The organism is Aeromonas sp. S16(2024) (genome assembly GCF_041403065.1).
Classification (GTDB): Bacteria; Pseudomonadota; Gammaproteobacteria; order Enterobacterales; family Aeromonadaceae; genus Aeromonas.
Genome location: NZ_JBGLQX010000001.1, coordinates 243,454 through 268,266, shown reverse-complemented (window position 1 = coordinate 268,266; position 24,813 = coordinate 243,454). Strand labels below are relative to the sequence as shown.

Annotated in this window: 24 protein-coding genes and 1 riboswitch; of the genes, 11 read left to right on the top strand and 13 right to left on the bottom strand. The window is 61.5% G+C overall.

What is annotated here, in order from left to right; all coding sequences use genetic code 11:
* Positions 1–43: 43 nt before the first annotated feature.
* The 3 genes from ACB030_RS01295 to moaA all read right to left on the bottom strand — a co-directional run bounded on the left by ACB030_RS01295 (position 44) and on the right by moaA (position 2,095).
* Entirely contained in the window at positions 44–334 is a 291-nt protein-coding gene (locus tag ACB030_RS01295; protein WP_371157374.1) for a chaperone NapD, read from the bottom strand.
* A gap of 8 nt (positions 335–342) precedes the next feature.
* Positions 343–849 (bottom strand): ferredoxin-type protein NapF, encoded by a 507-nt coding sequence (napF, locus tag ACB030_RS01290; protein WP_371157372.1) that lies wholly within the window; start codon positions 847–849, stop codon positions 343–345.
* A 250-nt stretch (positions 850–1,099) separates the two neighbouring features.
* Positions 1,100–2,095 (bottom strand): GTP 3',8-cyclase MoaA, encoded by a 996-nt coding sequence (moaA, locus tag ACB030_RS01285; protein WP_371157370.1) that lies wholly within the window; start codon positions 2,093–2,095, stop codon positions 1,100–1,102.
* Positions 2,083–2,222: riboswitch (molybdenum cofactor riboswitch) on the bottom strand. It overlaps the preceding gene by 13 nt.
* 79 nt (positions 2,223–2,301) lie before the next feature.
* Between moaA and narQ the strand changes: the two genes are divergently transcribed.
* The 4 genes from narQ to ACB030_RS01265 all read left to right on the top strand — a co-directional run bounded on the left by narQ (position 2,302) and on the right by ACB030_RS01265 (position 6,125).
* Positions 2,302–4,014: a nitrate/nitrite two-component system sensor histidine kinase NarQ gene (narQ, locus tag ACB030_RS01280; RefSeq protein ID WP_371157368.1), complete on the top strand. Its 1,713-nt coding sequence runs from the start codon at positions 2,302–2,304 to the stop codon at positions 4,012–4,014.
* Positions 4,014–4,652 (top strand): two-component system response regulator NarL, encoded by a 639-nt coding sequence (gene narL, locus ACB030_RS01275; RefSeq protein ID WP_005325544.1) that lies wholly within the window; start codon positions 4,014–4,016, stop codon positions 4,650–4,652. Before narQ ends, narL begins: the two co-directional genes overlap by 1 nt.
* Positions 4,653–4,810: 158 nt before the next feature.
* Positions 4,811–5,236: a globin domain-containing protein gene (locus tag ACB030_RS01270; protein ID WP_371157366.1), complete on the top strand. Its 426-nt coding sequence runs from the start codon at positions 4,811–4,813 to the stop codon at positions 5,234–5,236.
* A 313-nt stretch (positions 5,237–5,549) separates the two neighbouring features.
* Entirely contained in the window at positions 5,550–6,125 is a 576-nt protein-coding gene (locus ACB030_RS01265) for an LON peptidase substrate-binding domain-containing protein (RefSeq protein ID WP_371157364.1), read from the top strand.
* Between the two features lie 268 nt (positions 6,126–6,393).
* Here the strand turns inward: ACB030_RS01265 and ACB030_RS01260 are convergent, their stop codons facing one another.
* Both ACB030_RS01260 and ACB030_RS01255 read right to left on the bottom strand, forming a co-directional pair.
* Positions 6,394–8,475 (bottom strand): ATP-binding protein, encoded by a 2,082-nt coding sequence (locus tag ACB030_RS01260; RefSeq protein ID WP_371157362.1) that lies wholly within the window; start codon positions 8,473–8,475, stop codon positions 6,394–6,396.
* A gap of 18 nt (positions 8,476–8,493) precedes the next feature.
* The gene (locus ACB030_RS01255) at positions 8,494–9,678 is read right to left on the bottom strand and encodes an FIST signal transduction protein (RefSeq protein ID WP_371157360.1); all 1,185 of its coding nucleotides are present in this window, start codon (positions 9,676–9,678) and stop codon (positions 8,494–8,496) included.
* A gap of 112 nt (positions 9,679–9,790) precedes the next feature.
* Between ACB030_RS01255 and yvcK the strand changes: the two genes are divergently transcribed.
* Positions 9,791–10,714, top strand: coding sequence for a uridine diphosphate-N-acetylglucosamine-binding protein YvcK (yvcK, locus tag ACB030_RS01250; RefSeq protein WP_371157358.1), 924 nt, complete (start codon positions 9,791–9,793; stop codon positions 10,712–10,714).
* A gap of 14 nt (positions 10,715–10,728) precedes the next feature.
* Here yvcK and ACB030_RS01245 read toward each other — a convergent pair whose 3' ends face one another.
* From ACB030_RS01245 to lpcA, 3 genes are all read right to left on the bottom strand, one after another.
* Complete coding sequence (locus ACB030_RS01245; RefSeq protein ID WP_205641404.1) at positions 10,729–11,064, bottom strand: Hpt domain-containing protein; 336 nt, start codon at positions 11,062–11,064, stop codon at positions 10,729–10,731.
* Positions 11,065–11,360: 296 nt separating this feature from the next.
* Positions 11,361–12,158, bottom strand: coding sequence for a class II glutamine amidotransferase (locus ACB030_RS01240; RefSeq protein ID WP_106887348.1), 798 nt, complete (start codon positions 12,156–12,158; stop codon positions 11,361–11,363).
* A 122-nt stretch (positions 12,159–12,280) separates the two neighbouring features.
* Complete coding sequence (gene lpcA, locus ACB030_RS01235) at positions 12,281–12,859, bottom strand: D-sedoheptulose 7-phosphate isomerase (protein WP_371157355.1); 579 nt, start codon at positions 12,857–12,859, stop codon at positions 12,281–12,283.
* A 258-nt stretch (positions 12,860–13,117) separates the two neighbouring features.
* Between lpcA and fadE the strand changes: the two genes are divergently transcribed.
* Positions 13,118–15,574 (top strand): acyl-CoA dehydrogenase FadE, encoded by a 2,457-nt coding sequence (gene fadE, locus ACB030_RS01230; RefSeq protein WP_371157353.1) that lies wholly within the window; start codon positions 13,118–13,120, stop codon positions 15,572–15,574.
* Positions 15,575–15,747: 173 nt separating this feature from the next.
* On the top strand, positions 15,748–17,247 hold the full coding sequence (locus tag ACB030_RS01225) for a DUF3369 domain-containing protein (protein ID WP_371157351.1): 1,500 nt from the start codon (positions 15,748–15,750) through the stop codon (positions 17,245–17,247).
* A gap of 79 nt (positions 17,248–17,326) precedes the next feature.
* On the opposite strand, the gene ACB030_RS01220 is transcribed toward ACB030_RS01225, so the two are convergent.
* Both ACB030_RS01220 and dnaQ read right to left on the bottom strand, forming a co-directional pair.
* Positions 17,327–18,586 carry a TIGR03503 family protein gene (locus ACB030_RS01220; RefSeq protein ID WP_371157349.1) on the bottom strand — a complete coding sequence of 420 codons (1,260 nt, stop codon included), beginning with the start codon at positions 18,584–18,586 and terminating at the stop codon, positions 17,327–17,329.
* Positions 18,583–19,317, bottom strand: coding sequence for a DNA polymerase III subunit epsilon (gene dnaQ, locus ACB030_RS01215; RefSeq protein ID WP_371157347.1), 735 nt, complete (start codon positions 19,315–19,317; stop codon positions 18,583–18,585). Before dnaQ ends, ACB030_RS01220 begins: the two co-directional genes overlap by 4 nt.
* A 52-nt stretch (positions 19,318–19,369) precedes the next feature.
* On the opposite strand from dnaQ, the gene rnhA reads away from it, so the two are divergent.
* Positions 19,370–19,834, top strand: a complete 465-nt coding sequence (gene rnhA / locus ACB030_RS01210) for a ribonuclease HI (RefSeq protein WP_025326391.1) — start codon at positions 19,370–19,372, stop codon at positions 19,832–19,834.
* A gap of 59 nt (positions 19,835–19,893) precedes the next feature.
* Here rnhA and ACB030_RS01205 read toward each other — a convergent pair whose 3' ends face one another.
* Positions 19,894–20,616 carry a class I SAM-dependent methyltransferase gene (locus ACB030_RS01205; RefSeq protein WP_371157345.1) on the bottom strand — a complete coding sequence of 241 codons (723 nt, stop codon included), beginning with the start codon at positions 20,614–20,616 and terminating at the stop codon, positions 19,894–19,896.
* Positions 20,617–20,697: 81 nt separating this feature from the next.
* Here ACB030_RS01205 and gloB point away from each other — a divergent pair, with 81 nt between their 5' ends.
* Both gloB and ACB030_RS01195 read left to right on the top strand, forming a co-directional pair.
* Positions 20,698–21,462, top strand: a complete 765-nt coding sequence (gene gloB, locus ACB030_RS01200) for a hydroxyacylglutathione hydrolase (protein WP_371157343.1) — start codon at positions 20,698–20,700, stop codon at positions 21,460–21,462.
* A 69-nt stretch (positions 21,463–21,531) separates the two neighbouring features.
* Positions 21,532–23,073: a LysM peptidoglycan-binding domain-containing protein gene (locus tag ACB030_RS01195; RefSeq protein WP_371157341.1), complete on the top strand. Its 1,542-nt coding sequence runs from the start codon at positions 21,532–21,534 to the stop codon at positions 23,071–23,073.
* Between the two features lie 69 nt (positions 23,074–23,142).
* Here ACB030_RS01195 and ACB030_RS01190 read toward each other — a convergent pair whose 3' ends face one another.
* Positions 23,143–23,988 carry an endonuclease/exonuclease/phosphatase family protein gene (locus ACB030_RS01190; protein ID WP_139439273.1) on the bottom strand — a complete coding sequence of 282 codons (846 nt, stop codon included), beginning with the start codon at positions 23,986–23,988 and terminating at the stop codon, positions 23,143–23,145.
* Between the two features lie 111 nt (positions 23,989–24,099).
* On the opposite strand from ACB030_RS01190, the gene ACB030_RS01185 reads away from it, so the two are divergent.
* On the top strand, positions 24,100–24,324 hold the full coding sequence (locus ACB030_RS01185; RefSeq protein WP_025326386.1) for a hypothetical protein: 225 nt from the start codon (positions 24,100–24,102) through the stop codon (positions 24,322–24,324).
* Positions 24,325–24,330: 6 nt separating this feature from the next.
* On the opposite strand, the gene yciA is transcribed toward ACB030_RS01185, so the two are convergent.
* Complete coding sequence (gene yciA, locus ACB030_RS01180) at positions 24,331–24,729, bottom strand: acyl-CoA thioester hydrolase YciA (RefSeq protein WP_371157339.1); 399 nt, start codon at positions 24,727–24,729, stop codon at positions 24,331–24,333.
* Between the last annotated feature and the right edge of the window lie 84 nt (positions 24,730–24,813).

Here is a 24,813-nt window from a genome sequence, read left to right as displayed (position 1 = left end):
CTTTCATCGGGCATCGCAAACCTCGCGGCCCAGCCTCGTGGCGCTATTCCCTGCCCTCGGCTTCGACTTCATCAAACTGGTGGTAAATCAGGGCGGCGGAGAGCACGCCCGGCATGGCATTGATCGCGTCTATGGCATCCATGATGGGGCGCTGGCTGGGCCCTTCCAGGGTCACCACCAGCTTGCCTTCGTCGCTGACGGCATGGATCTCGGCCCCGTCCAGGGCCGCAATCTGCTCTGCGAGCTTGTGGCGCAAGGGGGGCTGGGTCAGTACCACCAGGCTGGATACATGGAACTCTTCTCGCTTCATCTCGTTGTTTTCCAACTTGCTCATCCCTTGCTTCATGTGGACGACCCCTCGGGGACGCCCACCCTGATAGTGCCGACCGGACAATCTGCCACGCAGGCACCACAGCCATTGCACGACTCGGTATGGATGCTGGGGGTGGGCACTCGCCCCAGCTGAGGAGAAAAACGGATGGCCTGCTGCTCGCAGCTGTCCTGACAGCGCTGGCAGAAGACCTGGGCACTGGCCAGGCAACCGGCTTCGATGTGAGCCACATAGCCCCAGGGCGCCTGGGTCGTCGGACGAAATACCGGCGCCTTGCAGGCCGTGACGCACTCGCCACAGAAGGTGCATTCGCCACGCTGGAAATCCACCGTCGGGAAGCCGCCGTCCCCCTTCACCAGGATCTGCTCCGGGCAAGCCGTCAGGCAGTCGCCACACCGGGTGCAATCGGCCACGAAGTCGGCCCAGGAGACGGACCAGGGCAGCTGCACCTCGGGTCTGGGCGCGCTCAGTCGTCCTCGAAACAGACTGCGGCGGGACAGATTGACCCCATCAGGCATATCAATTCCTCTTCACAGGACAGAATTCGAGCGCGGAGCCAGTGACTGGCATTTTCAATACCAATTATAAGCGTGGGTGTATATTGCGGCCCTGACAAGGTCAGGGATATACCACCAGGGAGATAAACAGGGGGGATTATTGCGCTGGATCAAACCCTTGGCGCAACATGGCAGAAGAGGGGTAAGGTAAATTACCCCTATGTGAGGATTGCTTATTAATCGATGGCTATTTTGAGCTGACGGTGAGCACTCAGCCGCCAATGGAGGCGAGATGGGGGGTCATGCCGGCATTGCCCTCGTGCAGACGATGGGTGGCGGCCTTGCCGGTGAGCGCCTGACGGATCCGCCGTTGCAGGGCCTCCTGTTGACTGTCGTCACTGAGCAGATCCCGCAACTCCACCCCGTTGTCGCCGAACAGACAGAGGTGCAGCTTGCCCACGGAGGAGACCCGCAGCCGATTGCAACCGGCGCAGAAGTCCTTGCTGTAGGGCATGATAAGCCCCACCCCACCTTGGGATTCCGGATGCATAAACACCTGGGCCGGGCCGTCGTCCGCCCCGCGCAATTGCTGGATCCAGCCATTGCCAAGCAGCTGCGCCTTGATGAGCTCGCCGCTAGCGTGGTGGTCGCGAAACAGGTTGTCCATCTCCCCGGTCTGCATCAGCTCGATGAAGCGCAGCTCGATGGGCTTGTGCCTGATCCAGGCCAGAAACTGATCCAGTTGCTGATCGTTGAGCCCCTTGAGCAGCACCGCATTGATCTTCACCGACTTGAAGCCGGCGGCCAGTGCCGCCTCTATCCCCTCCATCACCTCCGCCAGCTTGTTCTCGCCGGTGATCTGGTGAAACTGGCGTGGATCCAGGCTGTCGACACTGACATTGAGGGCATTGAGCCCGGCATCGAACCACTCCCGGGCACGCTCCTTCAAGCGGTAGCCATTGGTGGTCATGGCCACCTTCTCGATGCCGGGGGTATTGGCCACCGTCTCTATGATGGCGGTGAAGTCACGGCGCAGGGAGGGCTCCCCCCCGGTCAAGCGCACCTTGCGGGTGCCCATGGCGGCGAAGCCAGAGACGATGCGGCGGATCTCCTCCAGGGAGAGGAACGACTTGCGCCCCTCCTTGTTCCCATCCGGGGGGCGATAACCGTCCGGCAAACAGTAGGTACAACGGAAATTGCACACATCGGTGACCGACAGGCGCAAATAGTAAAAGCGACGGGAAAAACCATCTTCAAGTGGCAACATAAACACCTTTCCAAATACGGGAGGCCAGGGCATTTCTTTCCTGACCCTTTCAGCTCGAACGACGGCTGACGGCGTTTTCCCCCTATCTCAATGACTTAGGCAAAAACGCTCGGAGTTCATCTAGTTTTTCGATGCTAGCACAAGTTGGAGTACACTCCCATGCTACTTTGTGGGGTCTTTGTCTGATCTGAAGGAAGCCAATCGGCATGGGAAAGTGGTTCAAAGTACACTCGGTCAGCAGCGCCATCGGCCGCTCCATGGTGCTGATCCTGTTCATGGCCAGCCTGATCGCCGTGGTGGCCATGGTCACCCTCTTCTATTCGGTACCCGATGCCAAGGCGATCAACCTGTCGGGATCATTGCGGATGCAGGCCTATCGCATGGCCTACGAGATCGAGAAGGATCAGGCCGTCCTCGGCCGACTCGATCAGTTCGAGCAGACACTGCACGCCTCCGAGTTGCAGGAGACCCAGCGCTGGATCACCCCCGCCTCCCTGCGCCGCACCTATGGCGAGGTGCTGCTGCAATGGCAGATGATGCGCGAGCACATCGAGAATGCCACCCCCAGCCGCTACACCGACAACACTGAGCAGTTCGTCGCCGCCATCGATGACTTCGTCAACCAGATGCAGTATCACGTGGAGTTCAAGGTGCGCATGCTGGCGCTGGCGGAGGGGCTGGGCTTGCTCTCCATCATCACCATCGCCTGGTTCACCGTGCGTTTCACCCGCCAGCAGGTGGTGGCCCCCCTCAATCAGCTGGTCCATTGCGCCCGCCAGATCCAGCGCCAGGAGTTCGATCTGACCCTGCCCCCCCACTGCGAAAACGAGTTGGGAGAACTGTCCGGCGCCTTCGCCACCATGGCGGACGAACTCGGCAAGCTCTATCGGGAGCTGGAGAGCAAGGTGGAAGAGAAAACCGCCAAGCTGCAGCAGGCCAACGACACCCTCTCCTTCCTCTATTCCACCGCCCAGAAGCTGCATGCGGCGCCGCTGAGTCGGCGCACCCTGCAGAAATTGCTGGAGCGGGCCGCCGCTCATCAGCACATCGACCATATCCGGCTGACCCGCTTCGAGCACAACGCCATGCCGGTCTACATCACGGGACGTACCGGCTGGCCCGGAGACCTGAAGGCCGTGGTGAGCTTCTATCTGCAGATGGATGATGAGGAGTACGGCCGGCTCGACATGATAAGCAGCCACCCAATCGACGAGCGGCTGATGAAGAACTTCTCCATGTTGCTGGCCCAGGTGCTGCACAAGGATCAGACCCTGCTGCAACATCAGCGTCTGCTCTTGATGGAGGAGCGGGCCGTCATCGCCCGCGAGCTGCACGACTCGCTGGCGCAGGCGCTCTCCTACCTCAAGATCCAGTCCACCCTGCTCAAGCGCTCCGTCGCCAAGGGGGATAACGGCAAGGCCGAGGCTGCCATGGAGCAGATAGACGAAGGGCTCAGCAATGCTTATACCCAGTTGCGCGAGCTGCTCGGCACCTTCCGCCTCAGCATCGGCGACGCCAACCTCGGCGAAGCCATCGGCGTCATGCTGGAGCAGCTCAAGCCCCAGACCCGGGCCGAGATCAGGCTCCAATACGGACTGACCGATACGGATCTCGAGGCGGGGCAACACATTCACATCCTGCAACTGATCCGTGAGGCAGTGCTCAATGCCATCAAACATGCCTGCGCCCAGCGCATTGACGTTAGCTGTGAGACCCTGGCTGATGGTAACATCCAGGTTCAGATTGCAGATGATGGTGTCGGAATAGGGGGCGCAAGCTCGGCGGTGAATCACTACGGTCTCAGCATCATGAACGAGCGTGCCAGCAAGTTGCACGGTCAGTTGACCATCAGCGAACCGCCCTCCGGGGGCACCCGTGTACACCTGACCTTTCCCACCAGCCTAACAAGAGACGCCTGATGGACGAGATGAAATATAGTGTTCTGGTCGTAGATGACCATCCCCTGATGCGCAAAGGCATTGTGCAACTGCTGGAGCTGGAAGATAACATCGAAGTGATAGGCGAGGCTTCTAACGGCACTGACGCCGTGGCCATGGCCAAGGAGTCGGAGCCGGACCTGATCCTGCTCGATCTCAACATGAAGGGCTTGTCCGGCCTCGATACCCTCAAGGCCCTGCGCGCCGAGGAGGTCACCTCCCGGGTGGTGATCCTGACCGTCTCCGATGCCCGCCAGGACGTGGTTGCCCTGCTCAAGGCCGGCGCCGATGGCTACCTGCTCAAGGACACCGAGCCCGACATGCTGCTGGGCCAGCTGGCCGATGTCATGACCGGCAAGCAGATCCTGAGCGAGCCGCTGCGCCCCTACCTCGAGAACATCTACGAGCTGGATCACCTGCAGCAGAAGCTGGAAAGCTTGACCCGCCGCGAGATGCAGATCATGCGCGAGATTGCCAAGGGTCTCTCCAACAAGCAGGTCGCCTCCGTGCTCCACATCTCGGAAGGCACCGTCAAGGTGCACGTCAAGAGCCTGCTGAAAAAGCTCGAGGCCCAGAGCCGGGTGGAAGCCGCCGTGATGTACCTGGAACAGCGCAACTAGGCTCCCGTTGCCTGCCCCTTCCCATGTCAGCCAGGGCCCCGTCATCCCGGGGCCTTTTGCTGGCTGCCTCCCTCGCCTCACAAGACATCACAGACCCCGCATCTTATTGAGCAAATGAATTATTATGTTCAGGAGACGGCACATGGAGGGCACAGGGCATGACATCCGAACAGATCGAGCTGGTACAGAGGGCCTGGGGCAGGGTCACCGCCCTGAACAACACCTATGTCCAGGAGGTATATGCGGAGCTGTTCCGGCTCTCGCCTGAATTGATCAACCTCTTTCCCGATCCTGCGGGAATGCCGGTCGCCAAGGTATCGGATACCCTGAACACCGTGATCACCAGCCTGGAGCAGCTGGATGCCTTGAGCTTCATCATCCGGGATCTCGGCAGGCGGCATCAAAAATTCAAGGTGCAGTCACACCAGTTCGACCTGTTGAAACAGGCATTGACCCTGGTGCTGGCACGACGGCTGGGAGAGCATTTCACGCCGGCGCTCTCCGATGCCTGGTCACAGATGTACGACGAGATTGCCGCCCTGATGCTGGAAGGGCTCAGTCAGCCCACCGAATCCGTCGCCTAGCCCCCTCAGCCATCACGCCCGAGAAAGACTGCCGCTTAAGATGGTCGGCAGATACCCATTTTGCAGGGGAATCATTTGCATTATGCGAACGCAGCCCCATTCTGCAGATGGGGCATGTACGAGCCCCTGCAAAGCCACCTGAATCCCTTCCTGAGCTATCCTCTCCCTGCCCTTGAATCAAATCTTAATATATTGATTAATAATGGATATTTAAATTATCGGCATCATTTTCCTGCCGTTCCTCCATTTTCCCCGAGCTCTGGCACAGTCACTGCATTGTCATATCCAGATGCAACTTATCGGAGGATGGAACATGAAACTTCAACACCTGGCACTGTTCCCCTTGCCCTCACACATACTGCCGGGCGGGAAACTCCCCTTGCGTCTGTTTGAGCCTCGCCACCTGCAGATGCTCAAGGAGTCCTTCATCGAAGATCGCGGCTTTGGCATCGTGATGGAAGAGACCACCAGCACGGGCACCTGCGGGCGGATCCTGCCGGTCGGCACTCGCGTCAAAGTGACTGATTTCTATACGCTCAACGATGGCCTGCTCGGGGTTACCGTGCTCGGTCTGGAACGTTTCTGCATCCATGAACTGGAAACGGATGGCTCCGGATTGCGCCACGCTCAGGTGGAAACCCTGCCCAACTGGCCGAGCGCCCACTCGGACTTCAGCGACAAGCAGCTGGTCAGCAGATTGCAGGAAGTATTTGAACAATATCCGGAACTGGATGAGCTCTACCCGGACAAGCAGTTCGACGACGCGGCCTGGCTCTGTCAGCGCTGGCTCGAAATCCTGCCCATGCCGATCTATGAGAAACAGATGTTGATTGCCAAACAAAACAGTGAAGCGGCGCGCCAGTTCCTGCGCCGACTGATCGCACAGTGAGTCAGAGAGTGAGTCAATACGTGATTTGCAAAACGCGAATATCCTGACCGGAAATTCTTACAATGAAAAGATGGAATTCGCAATTTGCAATCACCGGTAGCGATAACAACAGATAACTCCGCTACCAGCCGCAAATAACAGGTCATGAAAAGTTGGCACGACTTTTTCATATAAGACCGTACAACCCGATTTATCCCGTGCTCTCTTCAGTATTTGCTGAAGAATTGGTCAACCACCAGGTTGACCATTTTTTTTACCCAACATCGGGCTACGGAAGCCGGCAATGGCGCAGCAAACAGCTGCGCAGCCGGGCCAGGCTGATGGGCTTGGCCAGAAAATCGTTCATCCCCTGGGCCAGACAACGGGCCCTGTCCTCCGTCATGGCATTGGCCGTCAGCGCCACTATGGGAACCTCGCACCCCATGGCACGCAAACGGCGGGTGGCCTCCAGCCCATCCATCTGCGGCATCCGCATATCCATCAGGATGAGATCCGGTCGCCGCTCGCCGACCTGGGCCAGCGCCTCCAGGCCATTGCTTGCAAGCCTCACCCGGCACACCAGCTTTTGCAGCATGAGTGACACCACCAGCTGATTGACCGGGCTGTCCTCCACCACCAGCACATCCAGATCCAGCATGGAGAGCCCCTCGATGGCGGGGCTGGTCGACGCGATGCAGGGTGAGGCCATCCCGGGCAACTCGAACCAGAAGCAGCTGCCCTGCCCGGGGGTGCTCTGCAGGCGGATCTCCCCCCCCATGAGTTGCACCAGCCGCCGGCAGATGGCGAGCCCAAGCCCGGAGCCGGAGAAGCGACGGGTGGCCGAGCTGTCGACCTGATAGAACGGCTCGAACAGCAGCGCCTGATCCTCGGGGGAGATGCCAATCCCGGTGTCGCTGACCGACACCCTCAGCCGTTCATCCTGCCATTCCAGCGCGAGCCGCACACTACCGGCGGCGGTAAATTTCACCGCATTGCCGAGCAGGTTGCCGATCACCTGGGACAGGCGGACCGCGTCCCCCTGCAGATGAGACGGCACTTGCTCATCCAGCTGCCAATGCAGTGCTATGCCCTTGGCGCAGGCCTGCGCCTGCAGCGGCTCCACCAGGGCCCGGCACAGCTCGGCGGGCTGGAAGGGCTCGCAGTGCAGGGCCAGGGTATGGGATTCAATCTTCGAGAAGTCGAGCACATCGTCGATGATGGTCTGCAGCAGATGGGCAGAGTGGGTGGCGTGACTGAGCAGGGTCTGTTGCGGGGTCTCGAGCCGGCCATGCTGCAGCAGATCCAGCATCCCCAGCACCGCATTCATGGGGGAGCGGATCTCGTGGGTCATCATGGCCAGGAACTGGGACTTGGCGCGGTTGGCACTCTCGGCCTCATCCCGCGCCCGCGCCAGCTCCTGCTCGCGGCGGATCTGGCTGCCAATCTCCCGCGCCGTGCCCCGATAGCCGATGAAGGCGCCGCTGGCGTCATGGCAGGGCTCGGCATTGATCTCCATCCAGCAGGGGCCGCTCGCCAGCGTCACCTGGGCGCGCATCGCCCGCACCGGCAGATGGCGCGCTATCTGGTGCTGATACTTGCACCAGGCGGGATCCTCCTTGTCGTGGGCAAAGTCATAGAGGCTGCGCCCCGCCTGGCGGGCCAGCGCCTCCCCCTGGTAGCCGGGGGCGGAGACATAGCTCAGCCTGTGCTCGGGATCCGTCTCCCAGAACCAGTCGGACGCCATGGCGGCAAAGCTGCGAAAGCGTTGCTCGCTGGCCTGCAAGGCGAGTGTCTTGAGGTCGACCTGCTCCTGCAGGCGCGCCCGATAGGCGATGTTGACCAGCGCCTGGGAGATGAGCGGGCGACAACGCTGGATCGCCGCCTTGCTCTGGAGATCGAAGGTGCCCGCGGCACTGTGCCGGCAGATGAGCACCCCGGAGAAGCCCGGCGCCTGCAACCCCGTCATCATGACGCTGGCCCAGCCCGCCGCCCCCGCCAGGGAGGCCAGCTCGGGCAACTGGGCCGGATCATAGATGACCAGGGTTTCACCTGCGATGGCGCGGGAGAAGAGCGGCGTCAGCGGCCAGGTGCGACCGACCTCCCCGGGTTGGGTGCTCAGATGGGTGCCGCCCCGCCCCCCATCCCAGGCAACCACGTCCGCCTGTTCGAAGCCGATGAAGGGCTTGAGCGCCAGAATGAGGCTGTCCAGTACCTGCTCCAGGCTCTTGGCCTGTGCCAGCGTCGCCACCCCGCACAACAGGGCCTGTGACTCCTGACGGTATCTGGCCTCCCGCTCCCGGCACCGCATCAGCTCCACCAGCGTGGTTTGCAGCTTGTCGCCCAGGGTTTCGAGTTCGCTATTGCCTATCATCTTGTGTCCAGCACCTTGTCAGCTCTCGAGGAAGATTACGCTCGATACCATGAGGTTGCCATGCGCCAGCTCACCGTGAGGCAATCGCCCCTGCTCGCCGAAGGTAAATGGCGTGATATAGGGGATCTCCCCCAGCCGTTGGCTGAAATGGCCGACGACATCGCCGAGCGCGTCTCCCAGCGCCAGACGGCAACCCGCGCAGAACACCACCAGGGCGCCTATCGGCTGCAGGTTCCCCGCCATGCCATATTCGGGTTCGATGCGCACCGCATTCAGGCTGCGCTGAAGCAGGCCCTCCTGACTGCTGTACATGAGTTGCAGGCGCTCCCCCAGCCGGGTTTCGGTAAAGAGGCGCAAGCCTTCCCGCTCCGTCACCGCCTCGGGGTGGGAGAGTTTGTAATAAGGCATCTCATCCAGGGTCCCGACCTGGCGGGCCAGCGGGGAGAGGGTCGTATCCCGCAAAATGGGGCCCACAGGCCAGGGGCCCTGGCGCTCTGTCCAGCGGACATAGACCCGGGCCGCAGGTTCATTGTCTATGGTCAGCACCTCGCGGCCCTCCAGTGCGGTAATGGTGCCATGGCGCTCGGTGGGCACATAACCGGAGTGGAACTGGAAGGCCAGCTGGCAATCGGGATAGAGCACAGCCACCACGCAGCCCTGGCGCCCCTCCCCCTCATCCCAGCACAGCTGCCACTCGCCGGTGACACCGTCGTCCGCCGCCGACCCGCCGACGACGGGAACCGTCGCCCCGAACTCGGCATCTATGCCCGCCAGCACGGCCTCTTCCTGCCCCGGGCTGGTGTGCAGCAAGATGAGTTGCGGCAACTCGCCGGGACGCCCGCCATCGGCGATGGCGCGGCGTAGCAATTGGCGTACATCCGGCTCATTCCCTGCCTGACCGGCCACGCCGTAGGCCCCCTTGTCGTCATAGAGGGCCGCCACTGCCAGACTCCAGCCCAGCCGGCCATGATGGCCAGCCTGGGTCAGGATACCGCCACAGGAGCTGCACCCGATGAGCCGGGTTTGGGGAAAACGGGCCTTGAGCGCACGGCGCAGTACCGCAGCATCGTGTGCCTGGGTAAAATAGACCAGCAACAACGACGGGGAACGAGGTGATTGAGCGAGCAACCGTTCAGCTATCTGTTGGGCGGCCAGCGGGGTCGTCTCGGCAAGAGAGTGAGCCGTCAGGAAGTTCAACACCATCTCCTAGTGGTATGTGATGCCGGGTCATCAAGCAAAAATCATACCTTTATCAAACAATTACCTGGCCAGGCGGACTAAACTGATGCGCACTGGCTTCCCACAGGATGACTGCATGTGGCAGAAAAATATCAATGACCTTGACCGGGTCGTCGCCATCGGCGGTGGTCACGGCATGGGTCGGGTGCTCTCTTCCCTCTCGTTTTTAGGCACTCGGCTGACGGGCATAGTCACCACGACGGATAATGGCGGCTCCACCGGACGCCTGCGCAAGAGCCAGGAGTGCATCGCCTGGGGAGACCTGCGCAACTGCCTCAATCAGCTGGTGACCGAGCCCAGCATCGGCAGCCAGCTGTTCGAATACCGCTTCACGGGGCGCGGCGAGCTCGCGGGTCACAACCTCGGCAACCTGATGCTGCTGGCTCTGGACAACCTCTGTGTCCGTCCCCTGGATGCCATCCGGCTCATCAGCGACATGTTGCACATAGCGCCCAGCCTGCTGCCCATGTCCGAGCACCCCACGGATCTGTGTGCCCACACCCTCTGTGGCGATCAGATCCTGGGGGAAGTCTCCATCGATCAGCTCACCAAGCCGCCACGGGCCCTGAGCCTGAACCCGGTCGTGCCCGCCACCCGCGAGGCGATCGAGGCCCTGAACCAGGCCGACATGATCATTCTGGGGCCAGGCAGCTTCCTCACCTCCATCATGCCGCCCCTGTTGCTGAGCGAGATTGCCGAGGCGATCCGCGGCAGCGGTGCCATCGTCGTCTTCATCAGCAATCTGGTGGCCGAAAACGGGCCGGCTGGCAAGCTGACGCTGTCCCACCAGCATCGCTGGCTGGAAGAGCGGATCGGCCAGGGCAGGATCGATGCCATCCTGGCCCCCGAAGGCCATGGGGCCCCGGAGCTGCAGCATTGCCTGGTTCAGGCCAGTCTGGGTGAGGCAGCCCTGCCCCATCGCCACGATCGCCTCAAGCTTCGACAGGCGCTGAATGAGGTGATACTGAGCTGGTACGCAGAGCGTGACAAGGCGGGCTAATCCGCCAGTGCGAGCTAGTGATACTTGGCCAGATGGGAGAAGACCTGTGGCAGGGAGTGCTCGAGCTGTTCGAGCAGGCGGCCGGCCTCTTCCGCATCCTCCCGGCGACAGGCGAGCTCCAGCGCCATCACCTGCCGATAGCTGGGCTCGGCACCGTAACTGCCACAAGAGGACTTCATGCTGTGGGCGAGGCGGGCCAGGGCGGTCCAGTCCCGCTGATCAAAGAGCGGCCTGAGCTGGGCGAGCTGCCTGCCGACCTCTTCGACGAACACCGAGATGACGACCGGCATCATGTCGTGACCTATGTCATCTGCCAGTTGCCGCAGCACTTTCTGATCCAGCCACTCCATCTTCTCTTTCCTATGATGGTATTCAAACAGACCACAATATAGCCGACCCGCACACCGGCTGTCACCCGCTCTGCGGCGAGAGCCGGTCGAAGTGGCGTGCCGCCATCAGAATGTGAGCCAGTTCAAGTTATCAACACCCTGTCCCGGGCAGGAAAGAGATAAATGTTGTCACAAAATTAACAATGAAATAACAATACAGGCCATGAGAATGATGCGGCTCAGCAACACCTCTCTCATCCCTTTTTGCCTGTATGGCTGCTGCGAAGAACCAGGGTAGGATTCTACCCTGGTATTTTTTATTGGCGGGTCAGCAGCTTGGCTGCATTGCCGTATTCCAGCTCACCCAGCCTGAACAGGCAGAACTCCCCGGGCGCCATCTTCACCCAGCTCTCATTGCCGGTGAGCGGGCGGGTGGCTATCAGCGTCACCACGTCGTTCGGGGTGGTCTCGCTCTGGAAGTCGATGGCCACGTCTTCATCCAGCAGACGGGCCTCGCCAAAGGGGGCCCGGCGCGTCAGCCAGTAGAGGTTGTTGCTGCAATAGGTCATCACGAACTCCCCATCCGACAGCAGCATGTTGAATACCCCGAGCCCGCGCAGCTCGTCGCACAGGGTCGCGAGATAGCGGAACATGGCAGGGAAGTTGGCCGGACGCTTGGGGTATTTCTGCTCCAGCCTGTCGAGCAGCCAGCAGAAGGCGTGCTCGCTGTCGGTGTCCCCCACAGGACGGTGGCGCCCGGTCCGCAACCCCTTGTAGCCGGTCAACTGGCCGTTGTGGGCAAAGGTCCAGTAGCGTCCCCACAGCTCGCGGGTGAAGGGGTGGGTGTTCTCCAGCGACACGCACCCCCGGTTGGCCTGCCGGATATGGCTGACCACGGCGCGGCTCTTGATGGGCAGCGCCTGCACCAGCTTGGCGATGGGTGACTGGGCACTGGGTTCGGGATCCTTGAAGGTGCGAAAGCCTCGCCCCTCGTAGAAGGTGATCCCCCAGCCATCCTTGTGGGGGCCCGTCTTGCCGCCCCGCAGCATCAGCCCGGTAAAGCTGAAGCAGATGTCGGTCGGCACATTGGCACTCATGCCGAGCAGTTCGCACATGTCCAGTCCACTCCCTGAATTAATTGATCATCTCTGCGTCAATCAGCGAACTCAAGCTGGATGCGAGGCGCCAGGATCGGTCATTAGAGCCCCCGGCAGCCCCACCCACCCTCTTTCTCTGATTACTTGGCCATCTCTTTTTCGACCAGCTGGATCAGGATGTGAATGATCTTGATGTGCACTTCCTGGATGCGGTCGGCATAGCCGAAGTGCGGCACCCGGATCTCGACATCGGCCAGACCCGCCATCTTGCCACCGTCCTTGCCGGTCAGGGCAATCACCTTCATGCCCTTGGCATGGGCGGCTTCGATGGCTTTGAGGATATTGCCGGAGTTGCCGCTGGTGGAGATGCCGAGCAGCACGTCGCCACGACGGCCGACCGCTTCCACGTAGCGGGAGAAGACATAGTCATAGCCAAAGTCGTTGGAGACGCAGGAGAGGTGGCTGGGATCGGAAATGGCGATGCCGGCATAGCCAGGACGGTTCTCGCGATAGCGGCCGGTCAGCTCTTCGGCAAAGTGCATGGCGTCGCAGTGGGAGCCGCCATTGCCACAGGAGAGCACCTTGCCCTCTTCCTTGAAAGAGTCAGCCAGCAGTTTGGCGGCCGCCTCTATGTTCTTCAGATTTTGCTCATCGGCCAGAAAGGCCTGGAGCACGTCGGCAGCTTCGGTCAATTCATTGCGGATAAGTTCTTGGTACATGGCGTCTGATGTCTCTTTGTATCGTTCAACATAGGGGTCTGCATTGTCGCACAAGCCTATCCAGTCGTCGCCCCCCCGCCCGCCAAGATGCGGCCCCGGTACGTTAGGCCGATCACGGTGTCAAGGTAACGAGCTTGTAAACGTCTTGATAATTTTGTGCGTATGAATTACAACAGGGGCCATATCCAACAGGTCAGACCTCTGGATCAGTTAACCCACGTTTCCCCAACTTCGGCAACTCATTGCAAGGAGCGAAAAATGACGACGACCCTCACTCTGTTCGGGGTGATCCTGGTGATCGGCGCCATGGCTTACCGCCGGGCGTCACTGTTCACCGCCACGCTTGCCACGGCCGCCGCCCTGGTCGCCGGCGCCCTCTATGGCCATGTGCCCCTGCTGGTGTGGGTACTGTTCGCGGTGATCGCCATCCCGCTCAACCTGGTGGAGTTTCGTCGCAACCAGCTGACCAAACCCCTGTTCAAGATCTACAAGTCCATCATGCCGGAGATGTCCCGCACCGAGAAGGAAGCCATAGAAGCGGGCACCACCTGGTGGGAAGCGGATCTCTTTGCCGGCAACCCGAACTGGAAGAAGCTGCACGCCATCCCGGTCAGCGTGCTGTCAGCCGAAGAGCAGGCCTTCATGGACGGCCCGGTTGAAGAAGTGTGCCGCATGGTCAACGACTGGGAAGTGACCCACGAGCGGGCCGATCTCTCCCCCGAGGTGTGGCAGTACCTGAAGGACCACAAGTTCTTCGCCATGATCATCAAGAAGAAGTACGGTGGCCTGGAGTTCTCCGCCTACGCCCAGTCCTGCGTGCTGCAAAAACTGTGCGGCGCCAGCGCCGTGCTCGCCTCCACCGTCGGCGTGCCCAACTCGCTGGGCCCGGGTGAGCTGCTGCAACACTACGGCACCGAAGAGCAGAAAGACCACTACCTGCCGCGCCTGGCCGTCGGCAAGGAGATCCCCTGCTTCGCCCTGACCAGCCCGGAAGCGGGCTCGGATGCGGGCTCCATTCCCGACTTCGGCATTGTCTGCAAGGGCGAATGGGAAGGGGAAGAGGTGCTCGGCATGCGCCTGACCTGGAACAAGCGCTACATCACCTTGGCCCCTATCGCCACCGTGCTGGGGCTGGCATTCAAGCTGCGCGACCCGGATCACCTGCTGGGTGAGGAGGAGGAGCTTGGCATCACCTGTGCCCTGATCCCCACCGACATCAAGGGCGTCGAGATAGGCCGCCGTCACTTCCCCCTCAACGTGCCGTTCCAGAACGGGCCGACCAAGGGGAACGATGTCTTCGTGCCGCTGGACTTCATCATCGGCGGCCCGGCCATGGCCGGTCAGGGCTGGCGCATGCTGGTGGAGTGTCTGTCGGTCGGTCGCGGCATCACCCTGCCCTCCAATAGCACAGGGGGCGTCAAGATGCTGGCCCTGGCCACCGGCGCCTACAGCCGCATCCGTCGCCAGTTCAAGCTGCCCATCGGCAAGATGGAAGGCATCGAAGAGCCGCTGGCGCGCCTCGGCGGCAACGCCTACATCATGGGCGCCGCCGCCAAGCTGACGGTGACCGGCATCGATCTGGGCGAGAAGCCGTCCGTCATCTCCGCCATCGTCAAGTACCACCTCACCGACCGTGCCCAGAAGTGCATCATAGATGCCATGGACATCCACGGCGGCAAGGCCATCTGCATGGGCCCGAACAACTACCTGGCCCGCGGCTATCAGGGTGCGCCCATCGCAGTCACCGTAGAGGGTGCCAACATCCTGACCCGCAGCATGATCATCTACGGTCAGGGTGCCATCCGCTGCCACCCCTACGTGCTGCCGGAGATGCTGGCCGCCAGCCATCCGGACAAGGAGCAGGCGCTGAAGGATTTCGACAAGGCGGTGTTCAGCCATGTCGGCTTCGCCATCAGCAACCTGGTGCGCAGCTTCTGGCTGGGTCTGACCGGCGCCCGCTTTGCAGCAGCACCGTACAAGGATCAGACCAAGGGCTACTACCAGCAGCTCTCACGCCTCAGTGCCAACCTGGCCTTCCTGTCCGACATGGCCATGGGCACCCTGGGTGGCGAGCTCAAGCGCAAGGAGCGGGTCTCAGCACGCCTTGGCGACGTGCTGAGCCAGCTCTATCTCGCCTCCAGCGCCCTCAAGCGCTATCAGGACGAGGGGCGCCAGCAGGCCGACCTGCCGCTGCTGCACTGGGCACTGCAAGACGCCATGTTCAAGGCACAGGAAGCCATCGACGAGTTGCTGCGCAACTTCCCGAATCGCTGGATTGGCCTGGCCCTGCGCGTCATCGTATTGCCGCTGGGTCGCGATCTGAAGCGTCCCTCCGACAAGCTGGACAGCCAGGTTGCCCGTCTGCTGCAGACCCCGAGCGCCACCCGCGACCGTCTGGCCGAAGGGCAGTACCTCACCCGCGAGGAGGGCAACCCCTTCGGGTTGCTGGAACAGGCCCTCGATGACGTGCTGACCGCCGAGCCGCTGTTTGACAAGGTGTGCAAGGCAGAGGGCCGCAAGCGTCCCTTCACCCAGCTGGACAAGGTGGCTGACGCCGGCCTGGCGCTGGGGGTCATCAACCAGACCGAGGCCGACCTGCTGCGCCGTGCCGAAGAGAGCCGCCTGCGCACCATCAACGTCGATGACTTCGACCCCATCGATCTGGTGGCCAACAAGGCGCTGTTTGAAGCGTCCGCCTATCACAGGGCAGCCTGATGCCATGAATGCCAAAACGCCTCCCTCGTGGAGGCGTTTTTCATGCTGGCGTCGGCCCGGCAACCCCCGATAGATAAAGAGCAACCAGCTGGATCATATTTTGGATATCAATCCGTTTCCTAACTTGAATGAAGCGGTTAAGGTAAGCACAGGATCACACACAGGATTGCGTAATGGATGATCAAATCCTGATTATTGACGATGAAGAGCTGCCCCAGACAGCACCGCGACCCGCCGGCTGGAAGGTGATGATAGTCGACGATGAGCCCGAGGTGCATCGCATCACCAAGATCACCCTGAGCAAGTTTGAATTCGACGGCAAGCCCATCGATTTTCTGCACGCCTATTCCGCCGCCGAAGCCAAGGCCCTGCTCGCCGCCACCCCGGATGTCGCCCTGCTGCTGCTCGATGTGGTCATGGAAGCCGATCACGCCGGTCTGGAGGTGGTCAAGTTCGTGCGCGACGAGCTGCAAAACAAGATGGTGCGCATAGTGCTGCGTACCGGCCAACCCGGTCAGGCCCCGGAAGATGACGTCGTCACCAACTACGACATCAACGACTACAAAGACAAAACCGAGCTCACCTCCCAGAAGCTGCGCACCCTGCTGCGCGCCAGCCTGCGCTCCTACCGGGACATTCGCACCCTGGAGAGCAATCGCCAGGGGCTGGAGAAGGTCATCGAGGCCTCTAAAGGGATATTCGAGCAACGGGCCCTGCGCCAGTTCGTCGAAGGGGCCCAGACCCAGCTCAGCGCCCTGCTCAATCTGGAAGAGTCCCAGATCTACGACGTTAAGCATCTGGCCTACGAGGTGCGGGATCAGGTGCTGGAGCCCCTGCTCAGCGACGGCCCGGCCCTGCTGCTCTCTGACGCTCCGGGCATACTGCGCTGCGCCATGGCCAAGGGCGCCAACGTCTACGACGGCAACCAGATGGTGCTTTATTGCCAGAACCCCCGTCACCACCTGTTGTTCCACATCGAGACCACTCGCCCCCTCAGCCAGATGGATACCGGCCTGCTGAGCCTGTTCACCGAGAACATCATAGTGGCGCTGGAGAACATCCGGCTCAACGAGGTGATCGGCGACAACCAGCGCGAGATCATCTATCGCATCGGCGAGCTGGTGGAGAGCCGCTCCAAGGAGTCCGGCCTGCACGTCAAGCGGGTGGCGCTCTACACCGAGCTGTTTTGCCAGTTGCTCGGCATGAACGAAGACAGGTGCGAGCTCATCAAGCGCGCCTCTCCCCTGCACGATATCGGCAAGGTGGGGATCCCGGATGCCATCTTGCACAAGCCGGGCAAGCTCACCCCCGAGGAGTGGGAGATCATGAAGACCCACGCCCAGCTGGGGCAGGACATGCTCTCCGGCAGCGATCTCGCGCTGTTCCAGATAGGCGCCACCATAGCCGGCAACCATCACGAGAAGTGGAACGGCAGCGGCTACCCCCGTATCCCCTTGGAGGGACGCATAGTCGCGCTGGCGGACGTGTTCGATGCCCTGGGGTCGGATCGCTGCTACAAGCAGGCCTGGCCACTGGACCAGGTGCTGGCGCTGATCAGAGCAGAGAAGGGAGAGCACTTCGATCCCCTGCTGGTGGAGCTGATGCTGGCCAACCTCGAGAAGTTCCTCGAGATCCGCGAACAGTACAAGGACATCTACATCGGCGCCCACTGAGACAGGGGTGTCCACCGAACACTCGCTCGCCATCACGAAGAAGCCGCCCATCGGGCGGCTTCTTTGCATTGAGCGCGGGCTATTGCTCCGGCAGATTGAGATCCAGCTTGGGCGCCGGTGGGGCCGCGGCCTCGCTCTGCGCCTTCTGGGCCGCCATCGCCTTGTGCAGGGTGCGGCGCTTTTGCAGCAGGATGAAGCCACCCGCCCCCAGCAGGAGCAGCAACAGGCCGCCACCGCCCAGGGCCCAGGGCAACCAGACCGGGCTCTCCCGCTCCTCAAACTTGGCCTGGGTCTGTACCGCCGCCGAGGTGGCAGATGCCGCTGAAGGAGTGGGCGCCGGTGGCGGCATGATGGTGAACGACTTGGCCGGCAGTTGCAGTTGCACCTCGCGGCCGAGTCGGGTGGTGCCAAACAGGGTCGCCTCCACCCTGTACTGGCCTGCCACCTTGAGGGCGGAGAGGTCGATGCCAAGGCGGGGCTCGGTTGCCACCGCATTGAAGGCCATGCTGACCCCTGCGCTGTCGATGGCCTTGCCCTGGATCACCACTGAGGCCGGGTCCAGCTCGTCGGCATCGATGAGCAAGGAGAGCCTGGCCCCGGTGTCACCGGAAGGGGCATCCAGGGTGTAGCTCAGCGGCCAGGGGAAGAGCAGCACCTGCTGGGACTGGGCACGGGAGAACACCTGATTGCCGGTGCTGTAGAGGGCGCGATACTTGCCTGCCGGCACGTCCAGCACCGCCTCGGCGGTCAGGACGCCATCCCCGGGCACCTCGTCGAGCCCCTTGCCATCATCCAGGTAGTGTCCGAGGGTCTCCTCGACGATGGGAACCCCACTCTGGGCCGCGTCGTTGAACTGTTGCAGCTTCACCGTCATGCCGAGATCGGAGAGGTAATATCCCGCCCCTGGCGCCGCCCCGTCGATCAGCAGCCTGGATTGCAGCTTGACCCGCTCCCCCTGATAGAGGCGGGACGGCAGTGGCTCGCTCTCGAGCCGGATGTCGGTGAGCAGGCGCACCCTGTTGTCGGGGTCCACCTCGCCTATGGCCTGCCAGGGGCCCGGCATGGGGTTGCGCACCGTGATGAGATCCTGATCCTGCTGCGCCAGCCAGCCCACATCCGGCGGCGTGACCTTGCCCACATAGAGCTTGCTGCCATCCGGCCGCACCAGGATCACCGACGGTGTGCCCGGCTTGCGCTTGATGATGAAGGTGATCTCTTTCACCCCGTAATCGATGCGAAAGCGGTTGTCGAGCAGCGGAATGTCGGAGGGGGCAAACACCTCGTTGGCCATGCCGGAGAGGGAGGTCAGCAGCAGCAGTCCCCCCCAGAGCGAACTCATTGCCGCCACAGGCAGGCTCCCCCTTTCTTCTGCACCAGATCCAGCCTGGCCTCATGGACGGCGACCACCTCGTCGCTGGCGCGCACCACCTTGAGGGGCGCGCGGTTGCTCTCCAGCCGGCGGATCCCGGTGTCCTGGTTGCTGTCATTTTCGTTGCTCTCGCTGGCCAGATTGAGCTTGGTCTGGCCACCCGTCATCAGCAGGTAGACGTCCGCCAGGATCTCCGCATCGAGCAAGGCCCCGTGCAGGGTACGGTGGGAGTTGTCGATGCCGTAGCGATCGCACAGCACATCCAGGTTGTTGCGCTTGCCGGGGAAAAGGTCCCGCGCCATCGCCAGGGTATCCGTGATGCCGCAGATGTCCGCCGTCTTGAAGTCAAGGCCAAGCTTGCTGAACTCATAGTCCATGAAGCTCACGTCAAAGGGCGCGTTGTGGGCGATGATCTCGGCACCGCGGATGAAGGCGATGAAGTCGTCGGCTATCTGGCTGAAGGAGGGCTTGTCCGCCAGGAAGGCATCGGTGATGCCGTGCACGGCGATGGCCTCGGGGTCCACCAGCCGATCCGGCTTGATGTAGACATGGAAATGGTTGCCGGTCAGTTTGCGGTTGATCACCTCCACACAGCCGATCTCGACGATGCGGTGCCCGAGGTAGACGGGGCCGCCTGCCGTGTTCATGCCTGTGGTTTCAGTATCCAGAATGATCTGGCGATTCAGTTGGGGTGTGCTCATGATCGAATCCATGTCAAACTTCGGTTTTATTCGCTAGTTTACCCCAAGACACATGCTAAAAAAGATTGATTTGTATACGGATGGTTCCTGCCTCGGCAATCCGGGCCCCGGCGGCTATGGCGCCGTCATGGTCTATGGCAAGCACCGCAAGGAGTTGGCAGGGGGCTATCGGCTGACCACCAACAACCGGATGGAGCTGATGGCCGCCATCATGGGACTGCGTACCCTGAACGAACCCTGCCAGGTTCGCCTGACCACCGACAGCCAGTATGTGCGTCAGGGGATCACCCAGTGGATCATCGGCTGGAAGAAGAAAGGCTGGATGACATCCAACCGCCAACCGGTCAAGAACGTCGATCTCTGGCAGGCGCTGGACGCGGAAGTGGCCCGCCACCAGATCGAATGGCTCTGGGTCAAGGGTCACTCAGGTCACCCCGAGAATGAACGCTGTGATGTGCTGGCCCGAGATGCCGCCAGCGGCAAGCAGCTCGCCGAAGACACGGGCTACCAGCCCTGAGATGCCGAAGCGTCTCTATAAATGAAGGGAACAACCAGCGGTCTGCCGGGACGCTATCGTCACCAGCCCTGGCGCGCCATGCCAGGCGCCGCCATCGACTCCGGCAGGCGCCAGCGACGGCGCACCGGGGTGACGGGGAAACGCCGCTTGCGGGCGGCTATCACATAAACAGAAGCCAGGGGACGGCAATAGTCCCGCCCCAGACTCTCCCGCCACCAGCCGATCCGGCTCTGCCTGCCCATGAAGGAGAAGCCGAAGCGCTCGTCAAACATCACCTCGCACCCCAGCAGTTGCAGCCAGTCGGTCACCCGTCCGGGGGTGAACATGCGCGCCGACCAGGGCAGGTGTTGTCGCATGAAGGGCAGATAATGGCCAAGCCCCACCAGGCTGGTGGGATTGTAGCCACTGACGATGAGCCAGCCGTCGTCGGTCAGCACCCGCTCAGCCTCGCGTAGTACCTGATGGGGATCCGGTGAAAAGTCGAGGCAGTGGGCGAGCAGGCAGGCATCCACGCTGCCTGAGCGAACCGGCAAGGCAAGGGGGTCGCCCTTGATATCCAGCAGACGACCGCCGGGAGCGACGCCGATCTGATGGCGTATGGTGGAGCTGCCGCAGGAGAGCTCGGCGCTCAGGGCGCCAATTTTCAGCAGGTGGTAGCCAAAGAGATGGGGGCACCAGTTGTCGAGCCGCTCCTGGAGCTCGGCCGCCACCCAGTCCCCCATGGGCAGTGCCGACCAGCTGGTCGGGATCGCGATCTGTTGTTCGGTACGTGCCAGCTGCATAATGGGACCAATCCGGGGTGCGAATGCCATCTTGTTATATAAGATCCCTTCCACAAAGAGAACACAAAGAGAAGCCGACCCATGTATACCGTCATCACAGTTCCCGCCTTCAGCGACAATTACATCTGGTTGATCCGACACGAAAATCACTGCCTGGTCGTGGATCCGGGCGAGGCGGCCCCCGTGCTGGAGCGGCTCGAGACCCTCGGGCTTGAGCTCGATGCCATCCTGCTGACCCACCATCATCGCGACCATGTGGGCGGCGTCACGGATCTGCTCCACCATTTCCCCCACGCCCGCCTCTATGGTCCCAAACATGACCCCATGCCGGATCATCACGGCCAGTGGCTCGATGACGGGGATCAGATCAACTGGCACGGCCTGAGCCTGGATGTCCTCCACATCCCCGGCCATACCCTGGGCCACATCGCCTATCACGGCCATGACATGCTGTTTTGTGGTGATACCCTCTTCAGTGCCGGTTGCGGCCGCCTGTTCGAAGGCAGTCCCGCCCAGATGTATGGATCCCTGCAGCGGCTCGCGGCCCTGCCTGATGACACCCTCCTCTATTGTGCCCATGAATACACCCTCTCCAACCTGCGTTTCGCCCACGCGGTCGAGCCGGACAATCTGGCGATCCAGCGCCGGATCGGGGTGATCAGCAAGCTGCGTCAGCAGGGCCTGCCGAGTCTCCCCTCACGCCTGGGGGATGAGCGCCATTTCAATGTTTTTCTGCGCTGCAATGAGGACTCAGTGAAATTTTCTGCTGAGAAATACGCCCTTAAATGCTTGGAAAATCCAGAGGATACCTTCACCGTGCTGAGGGGCTGGAAGGACGTTTTTTGAACAAACCTTGATCAGGGGGCCATTGCCCCTTATGATGCGAGCTGTTTTTCAAGAGATGACCTGAGCGAGATGAAGCTACGAACGGCCTTATTGGCGGCGCTGTTTCTCAGCGGCTGTCAAAACCTGAACCATCAGGATGACCGGGCGGTAACGGCAATCGAGCCGATCAAATCCCCCCAAGTCAGCAAGAAAACATACAAAAAACATTCAGCACGCTTCCTGTTCGGCGATGAACAGATTGAAGAACTGGATGACACGGATAACCTGTGGGTGCGTATCAGCGATGATATGCAGCTGGACTCGCACGAAAATGCTCGTGTCCGCCAGCAACGTGATTGGTTACTGCGTAATGATAAGCATATGGCGACCATTGCCAGCCGGGCTGAGCCCTACCTGTATCTGATGGTAGAGGAAATCGAACGGCGTGAGCTGCCAATGGAGCTTATTACCATCCCCATGATCGAGAGCATGTTCGATCCCAATGCCCGCTCCCGCAGCAATGCGGTCGGTCTTTGGCAGTTCGTGCCTGCGACCGGCAAGAACTTCGGCCTGCGCCACGACAACTGGTATGACGGCCGCCGCGATGTATTGGCGTCCACCAATGCCGCACTGGACTACCTGGAGTACCTGAACCGTTTCTTCGACGGCGACTGGCTGCAGACGCTGGCCGCTTACAATGCCGGCGAAGGCCGGGTACGCAATGCCATCATCCGCAATCAGAAGGCCGGTCGGCCGACCGATTACTGGTCGCTGGACCTGCCCCGTGAGACCCGGATGTATGTGCCCAAGATCCTGGCCATGGCCGACATGATCCGCAATGCGGACAAATACAATGTCACCCTGCCGGTGCTGGCCAACAGGCCGCAGCTGCGGACCATCAACACAGGTGGCCAGATCGATCTGAACGTGGCGGCGCAACTGGCAGGCGTCTCCGCCTCCCAGCTCAAGGCCCTCAATCCGGCGCTCAAGCGTGGCATGACCTCGCCGCAGGGCCCTTACAACCTGCTGGTACCCATCGAGTACGCCGACACCCTGGAGCTGGCTCTGGCCGATCTGCCCAAGCGTGAACGCACCCGTGGCGTGCGCTCCTATCAGGTCACCAGCGGCGATACCCTCTCCCGCATCGCCCAGAACCACGGTGTGAGCGTGCAACAGCTCAAGCTGGCCAACAACCTGCGCGGCACCAATCTGCGCCGTGGCCAGAGCCTGATCATCCCCAACGGGGGACGCGCAAGCCAGGCCGTTCAGAGCAAGCCGCAGCAGCTGGCGAGCCGCAGTGGCAGCAAGATCCAGTATCAGGTGCGCTCCGGTGACAATCTGTGGAGCATCAGCCAGGCCCACGGGGTGACCCACGCCGATCTGGCCAAGTGGAACGGTTTGAGCGCCAAGTCAGCCCTGAAACCGGGCATGAAGCTGGTGGTCTGGCCCAAGCAGGGCAAGGGCAGCAACAAGTCCATGGTCTATCAGGTGCGTCGCGGGGATTCCCTCTCCTCCATCGCCGCCCGCTTCCAGGTCGCCGTCAACGACGTGATGCGCTGGAACCAGCTCGGCAAGAGCGACTACCTCAAGCCGGGGCAGGAGCTGACCCTGTTCGTGAAGAACAACAGCTGATTGCTTATCACCGCATAAAAAAATACCCCGCGAGTGCGGGGTATTTTTTTACCTGCAATCCATCAAACCTCAGGGGGTGATGGCCTGGGCTGCGAACCGCGCCATGATGGGATTGTGATCCGAGGCATCGGTGGCCGGTGAGCTCACCTCCACCAGGTCCAGGTTGCGGTAGTAGAGGTGATCCAGCGGGCGGCCGAAGGCGGTACGGCGCAAGTCGGGCACAGGAATGGCCTCCTGCAGGCCGAGCTCGCCGACCAGCTTGTTCAGCCAGAACTCGCGCTTGTCGCTCCAGGTGTTGAAGTCTCCCCCCAGGATGACAGGGCCCTGATGGCGATGGATCAAGGCGGTCAGATCGTTGAGCTGTTCGCGGAAGGTGGCCATCCCCAGCTCGAAGTTGACCGCATGCAGGTTGACCACCAGCACGCCGTCAGGGTCCCCCTGCAAGGGGTAGAGGCTCACCAGACCGGACTTGGGGATGCGCAGCAGCGGCTCGGGGGAGCGCACGCCACAGACGAAGGCCTGCGGCGTCTTGGCCACCGTCATGACACCGAAGGAGACACCGCCCTGGGTGAACGCCTGCAACTGCTGCCACTGGAAGTCGCCGGCACGCAGCCATTGCAGCATCTCGGGCCGGGTCGCCGACTCCTGCAGCAGCACCAGATCCTGGGACTTGGCATATTCATCCAGCCCTTCGCGCCAGTTCTTGCGCTGCCCCTTGTAGAGATTCCAGACGGTGATGCCAAACTCGCGGGGCAAGGCGGTGGAGGCCAGCGCCACCAGGGGGGGCTTCTGGCAATCAACGCCGGGCACTATGCCCGCCGCCGTGACCAGGTGATCCTGATCCGGCACCTCGAAACAGCCAACCAGTCCCAGCGTCAGCAGGGAAGTCCCCAGAATCCGATAACTATTTTTCATTGGCTAACAATCACCTGCCTCTGCAAGGCGCCATGAACCTCACAGAGGTCATGGACGCCGACTAGTCTCATTATTCGTGTCCGGCCCGACTCATCCATGAGGGATCCCGCAATGGCGAGACAGCACCAGTACCGCGTGACATTTTATGATCAACAAGGAACCTGTCATCAAGTGGAGCTTTCCACCGTCTATCAGATCAGACGGGATCCCCAGTGCGATCTCTGCCTGTTCGACACGGATCAGTGCGTCGGCTCGGAAGAGATGCTGGAACGCATGATACGGCAAAAAACCGGGCTTGAGCAGGAAATATCCATCATCAACGCCCGGCTCATCTGAGCAGATTCAGACCAGAACGGGACGGGATTTGCCCTGATCGTCGATGGCCACGTAGGTAAATACCCCTTCCGTCACGCAGTAACGCTGGGCCTCATTCTCCCGCAGCACCGGCTTGACCCAGACCTCCAGCTTGAGGCGCATGGAGCTGCGCCCGACCTTCAGGCAGCGACCATAGCAACACACCACGTCGCCCACCTTGACCGGGCTGTGGAAGGTCATGCCCTCCACCGAGACGGTACAGATGCGTCCTTTTGCCAGCTCCTTGGCCATGATGCCCCCACCTATATCCATCTGGGACATGATCCACCCCCCGAAGATATCGCCATTGGGGTTGGTATCGGCTGGCATCGCCAGGGTTCTCAGCAACAGCTCCCCATCGGGATGACGCTTGGTCTCTTCCATCATTACCGCTCTCTTTATATGGATGGCGGCATGATAGGGGGCGATCCCGCCCTTGGCAAACCTCAATTGCCGAGCGGGCCCGCGCCA

Coding starts and splice junctions, on each gene's coding strand:
- ACB030_RS01295 (WP_371157374.1), bottom strand. CDS start 334: ATGAGCAAGTTGGAAAACAACGAGATGAAGCGAGAAGAGTTCCATGTA.
- napF (WP_371157372.1), bottom strand. CDS start 849: ATGCCTGATGGGGTCAATCTGTCCCGCCGCAGTCTGTTTCGAGGACGA.
- moaA (WP_371157370.1), bottom strand. CDS start 2,095: ATGTTGCCACTTGAAGATGGTTTTTCCCGTCGCTTTTACTATTTGCGC.
- narQ (WP_371157368.1), top strand. CDS start 2,302: ATGGGAAAGTGGTTCAAAGTACACTCGGTCAGCAGCGCCATCGGCCGC.
- narL (WP_005325544.1), top strand. CDS start 4,014: ATGGACGAGATGAAATATAGTGTTCTGGTCGTAGATGACCATCCCCTG.
- ACB030_RS01270 (WP_371157366.1), top strand. CDS start 4,811: ATGACATCCGAACAGATCGAGCTGGTACAGAGGGCCTGGGGCAGGGTC.
- ACB030_RS01265 (WP_371157364.1), top strand. CDS start 5,550: ATGAAACTTCAACACCTGGCACTGTTCCCCTTGCCCTCACACATACTG.
- ACB030_RS01260 (WP_371157362.1), bottom strand. CDS start 8,475: ATGATAGGCAATAGCGAACTCGAAACCCTGGGCGACAAGCTGCAAACC.
- ACB030_RS01255 (WP_371157360.1), bottom strand. CDS start 9,678: ATGGTGTTGAACTTCCTGACGGCTCACTCTCTTGCCGAGACGACCCCG.
- yvcK (WP_371157358.1), top strand. CDS start 9,791: ATGTGGCAGAAAAATATCAATGACCTTGACCGGGTCGTCGCCATCGGC.
- ACB030_RS01245 (WP_205641404.1), bottom strand. CDS start 11,064: ATGGAGTGGCTGGATCAGAAAGTGCTGCGGCAACTGGCAGATGACATA.
- ACB030_RS01240 (WP_106887348.1), bottom strand. CDS start 12,158: ATGTGCGAACTGCTCGGCATGAGTGCCAATGTGCCGACCGACATCTGC.
- lpcA (WP_371157355.1), bottom strand. CDS start 12,859: ATGTACCAAGAACTTATCCGCAATGAATTGACCGAAGCTGCCGACGTG.
- fadE (WP_371157353.1), top strand. CDS start 13,118: ATGACGACGACCCTCACTCTGTTCGGGGTGATCCTGGTGATCGGCGCC.
- ACB030_RS01225 (WP_371157351.1), top strand. CDS start 15,748: ATGGATGATCAAATCCTGATTATTGACGATGAAGAGCTGCCCCAGACA.
- ACB030_RS01220 (WP_371157349.1), bottom strand. CDS start 18,586: ATGAGTTCGCTCTGGGGGGGACTGCTGCTGCTGACCTCCCTCTCCGGC.
- dnaQ (WP_371157347.1), bottom strand. CDS start 19,317: ATGAGCACACCCCAACTGAATCGCCAGATCATTCTGGATACTGAAACC.
- rnhA (WP_025326391.1), top strand. CDS start 19,370: ATGCTAAAAAAGATTGATTTGTATACGGATGGTTCCTGCCTCGGCAAT.
- ACB030_RS01205 (WP_371157345.1), bottom strand. CDS start 20,616: ATGCAGCTGGCACGTACCGAACAACAGATCGCGATCCCGACCAGCTGG.
- gloB (WP_371157343.1), top strand. CDS start 20,698: ATGTATACCGTCATCACAGTTCCCGCCTTCAGCGACAATTACATCTGG.
- ACB030_RS01195 (WP_371157341.1), top strand. CDS start 21,532: ATGAAGCTACGAACGGCCTTATTGGCGGCGCTGTTTCTCAGCGGCTGT.
- ACB030_RS01190 (WP_139439273.1), bottom strand. CDS start 23,988: ATGAAAAATAGTTATCGGATTCTGGGGACTTCCCTGCTGACGCTGGGA.
- ACB030_RS01185 (WP_025326386.1), top strand. CDS start 24,100: ATGGCGAGACAGCACCAGTACCGCGTGACATTTTATGATCAACAAGGA.
- yciA (WP_371157339.1), bottom strand. CDS start 24,729: ATGATGGAAGAGACCAAGCGTCATCCCGATGGGGAGCTGTTGCTGAGA.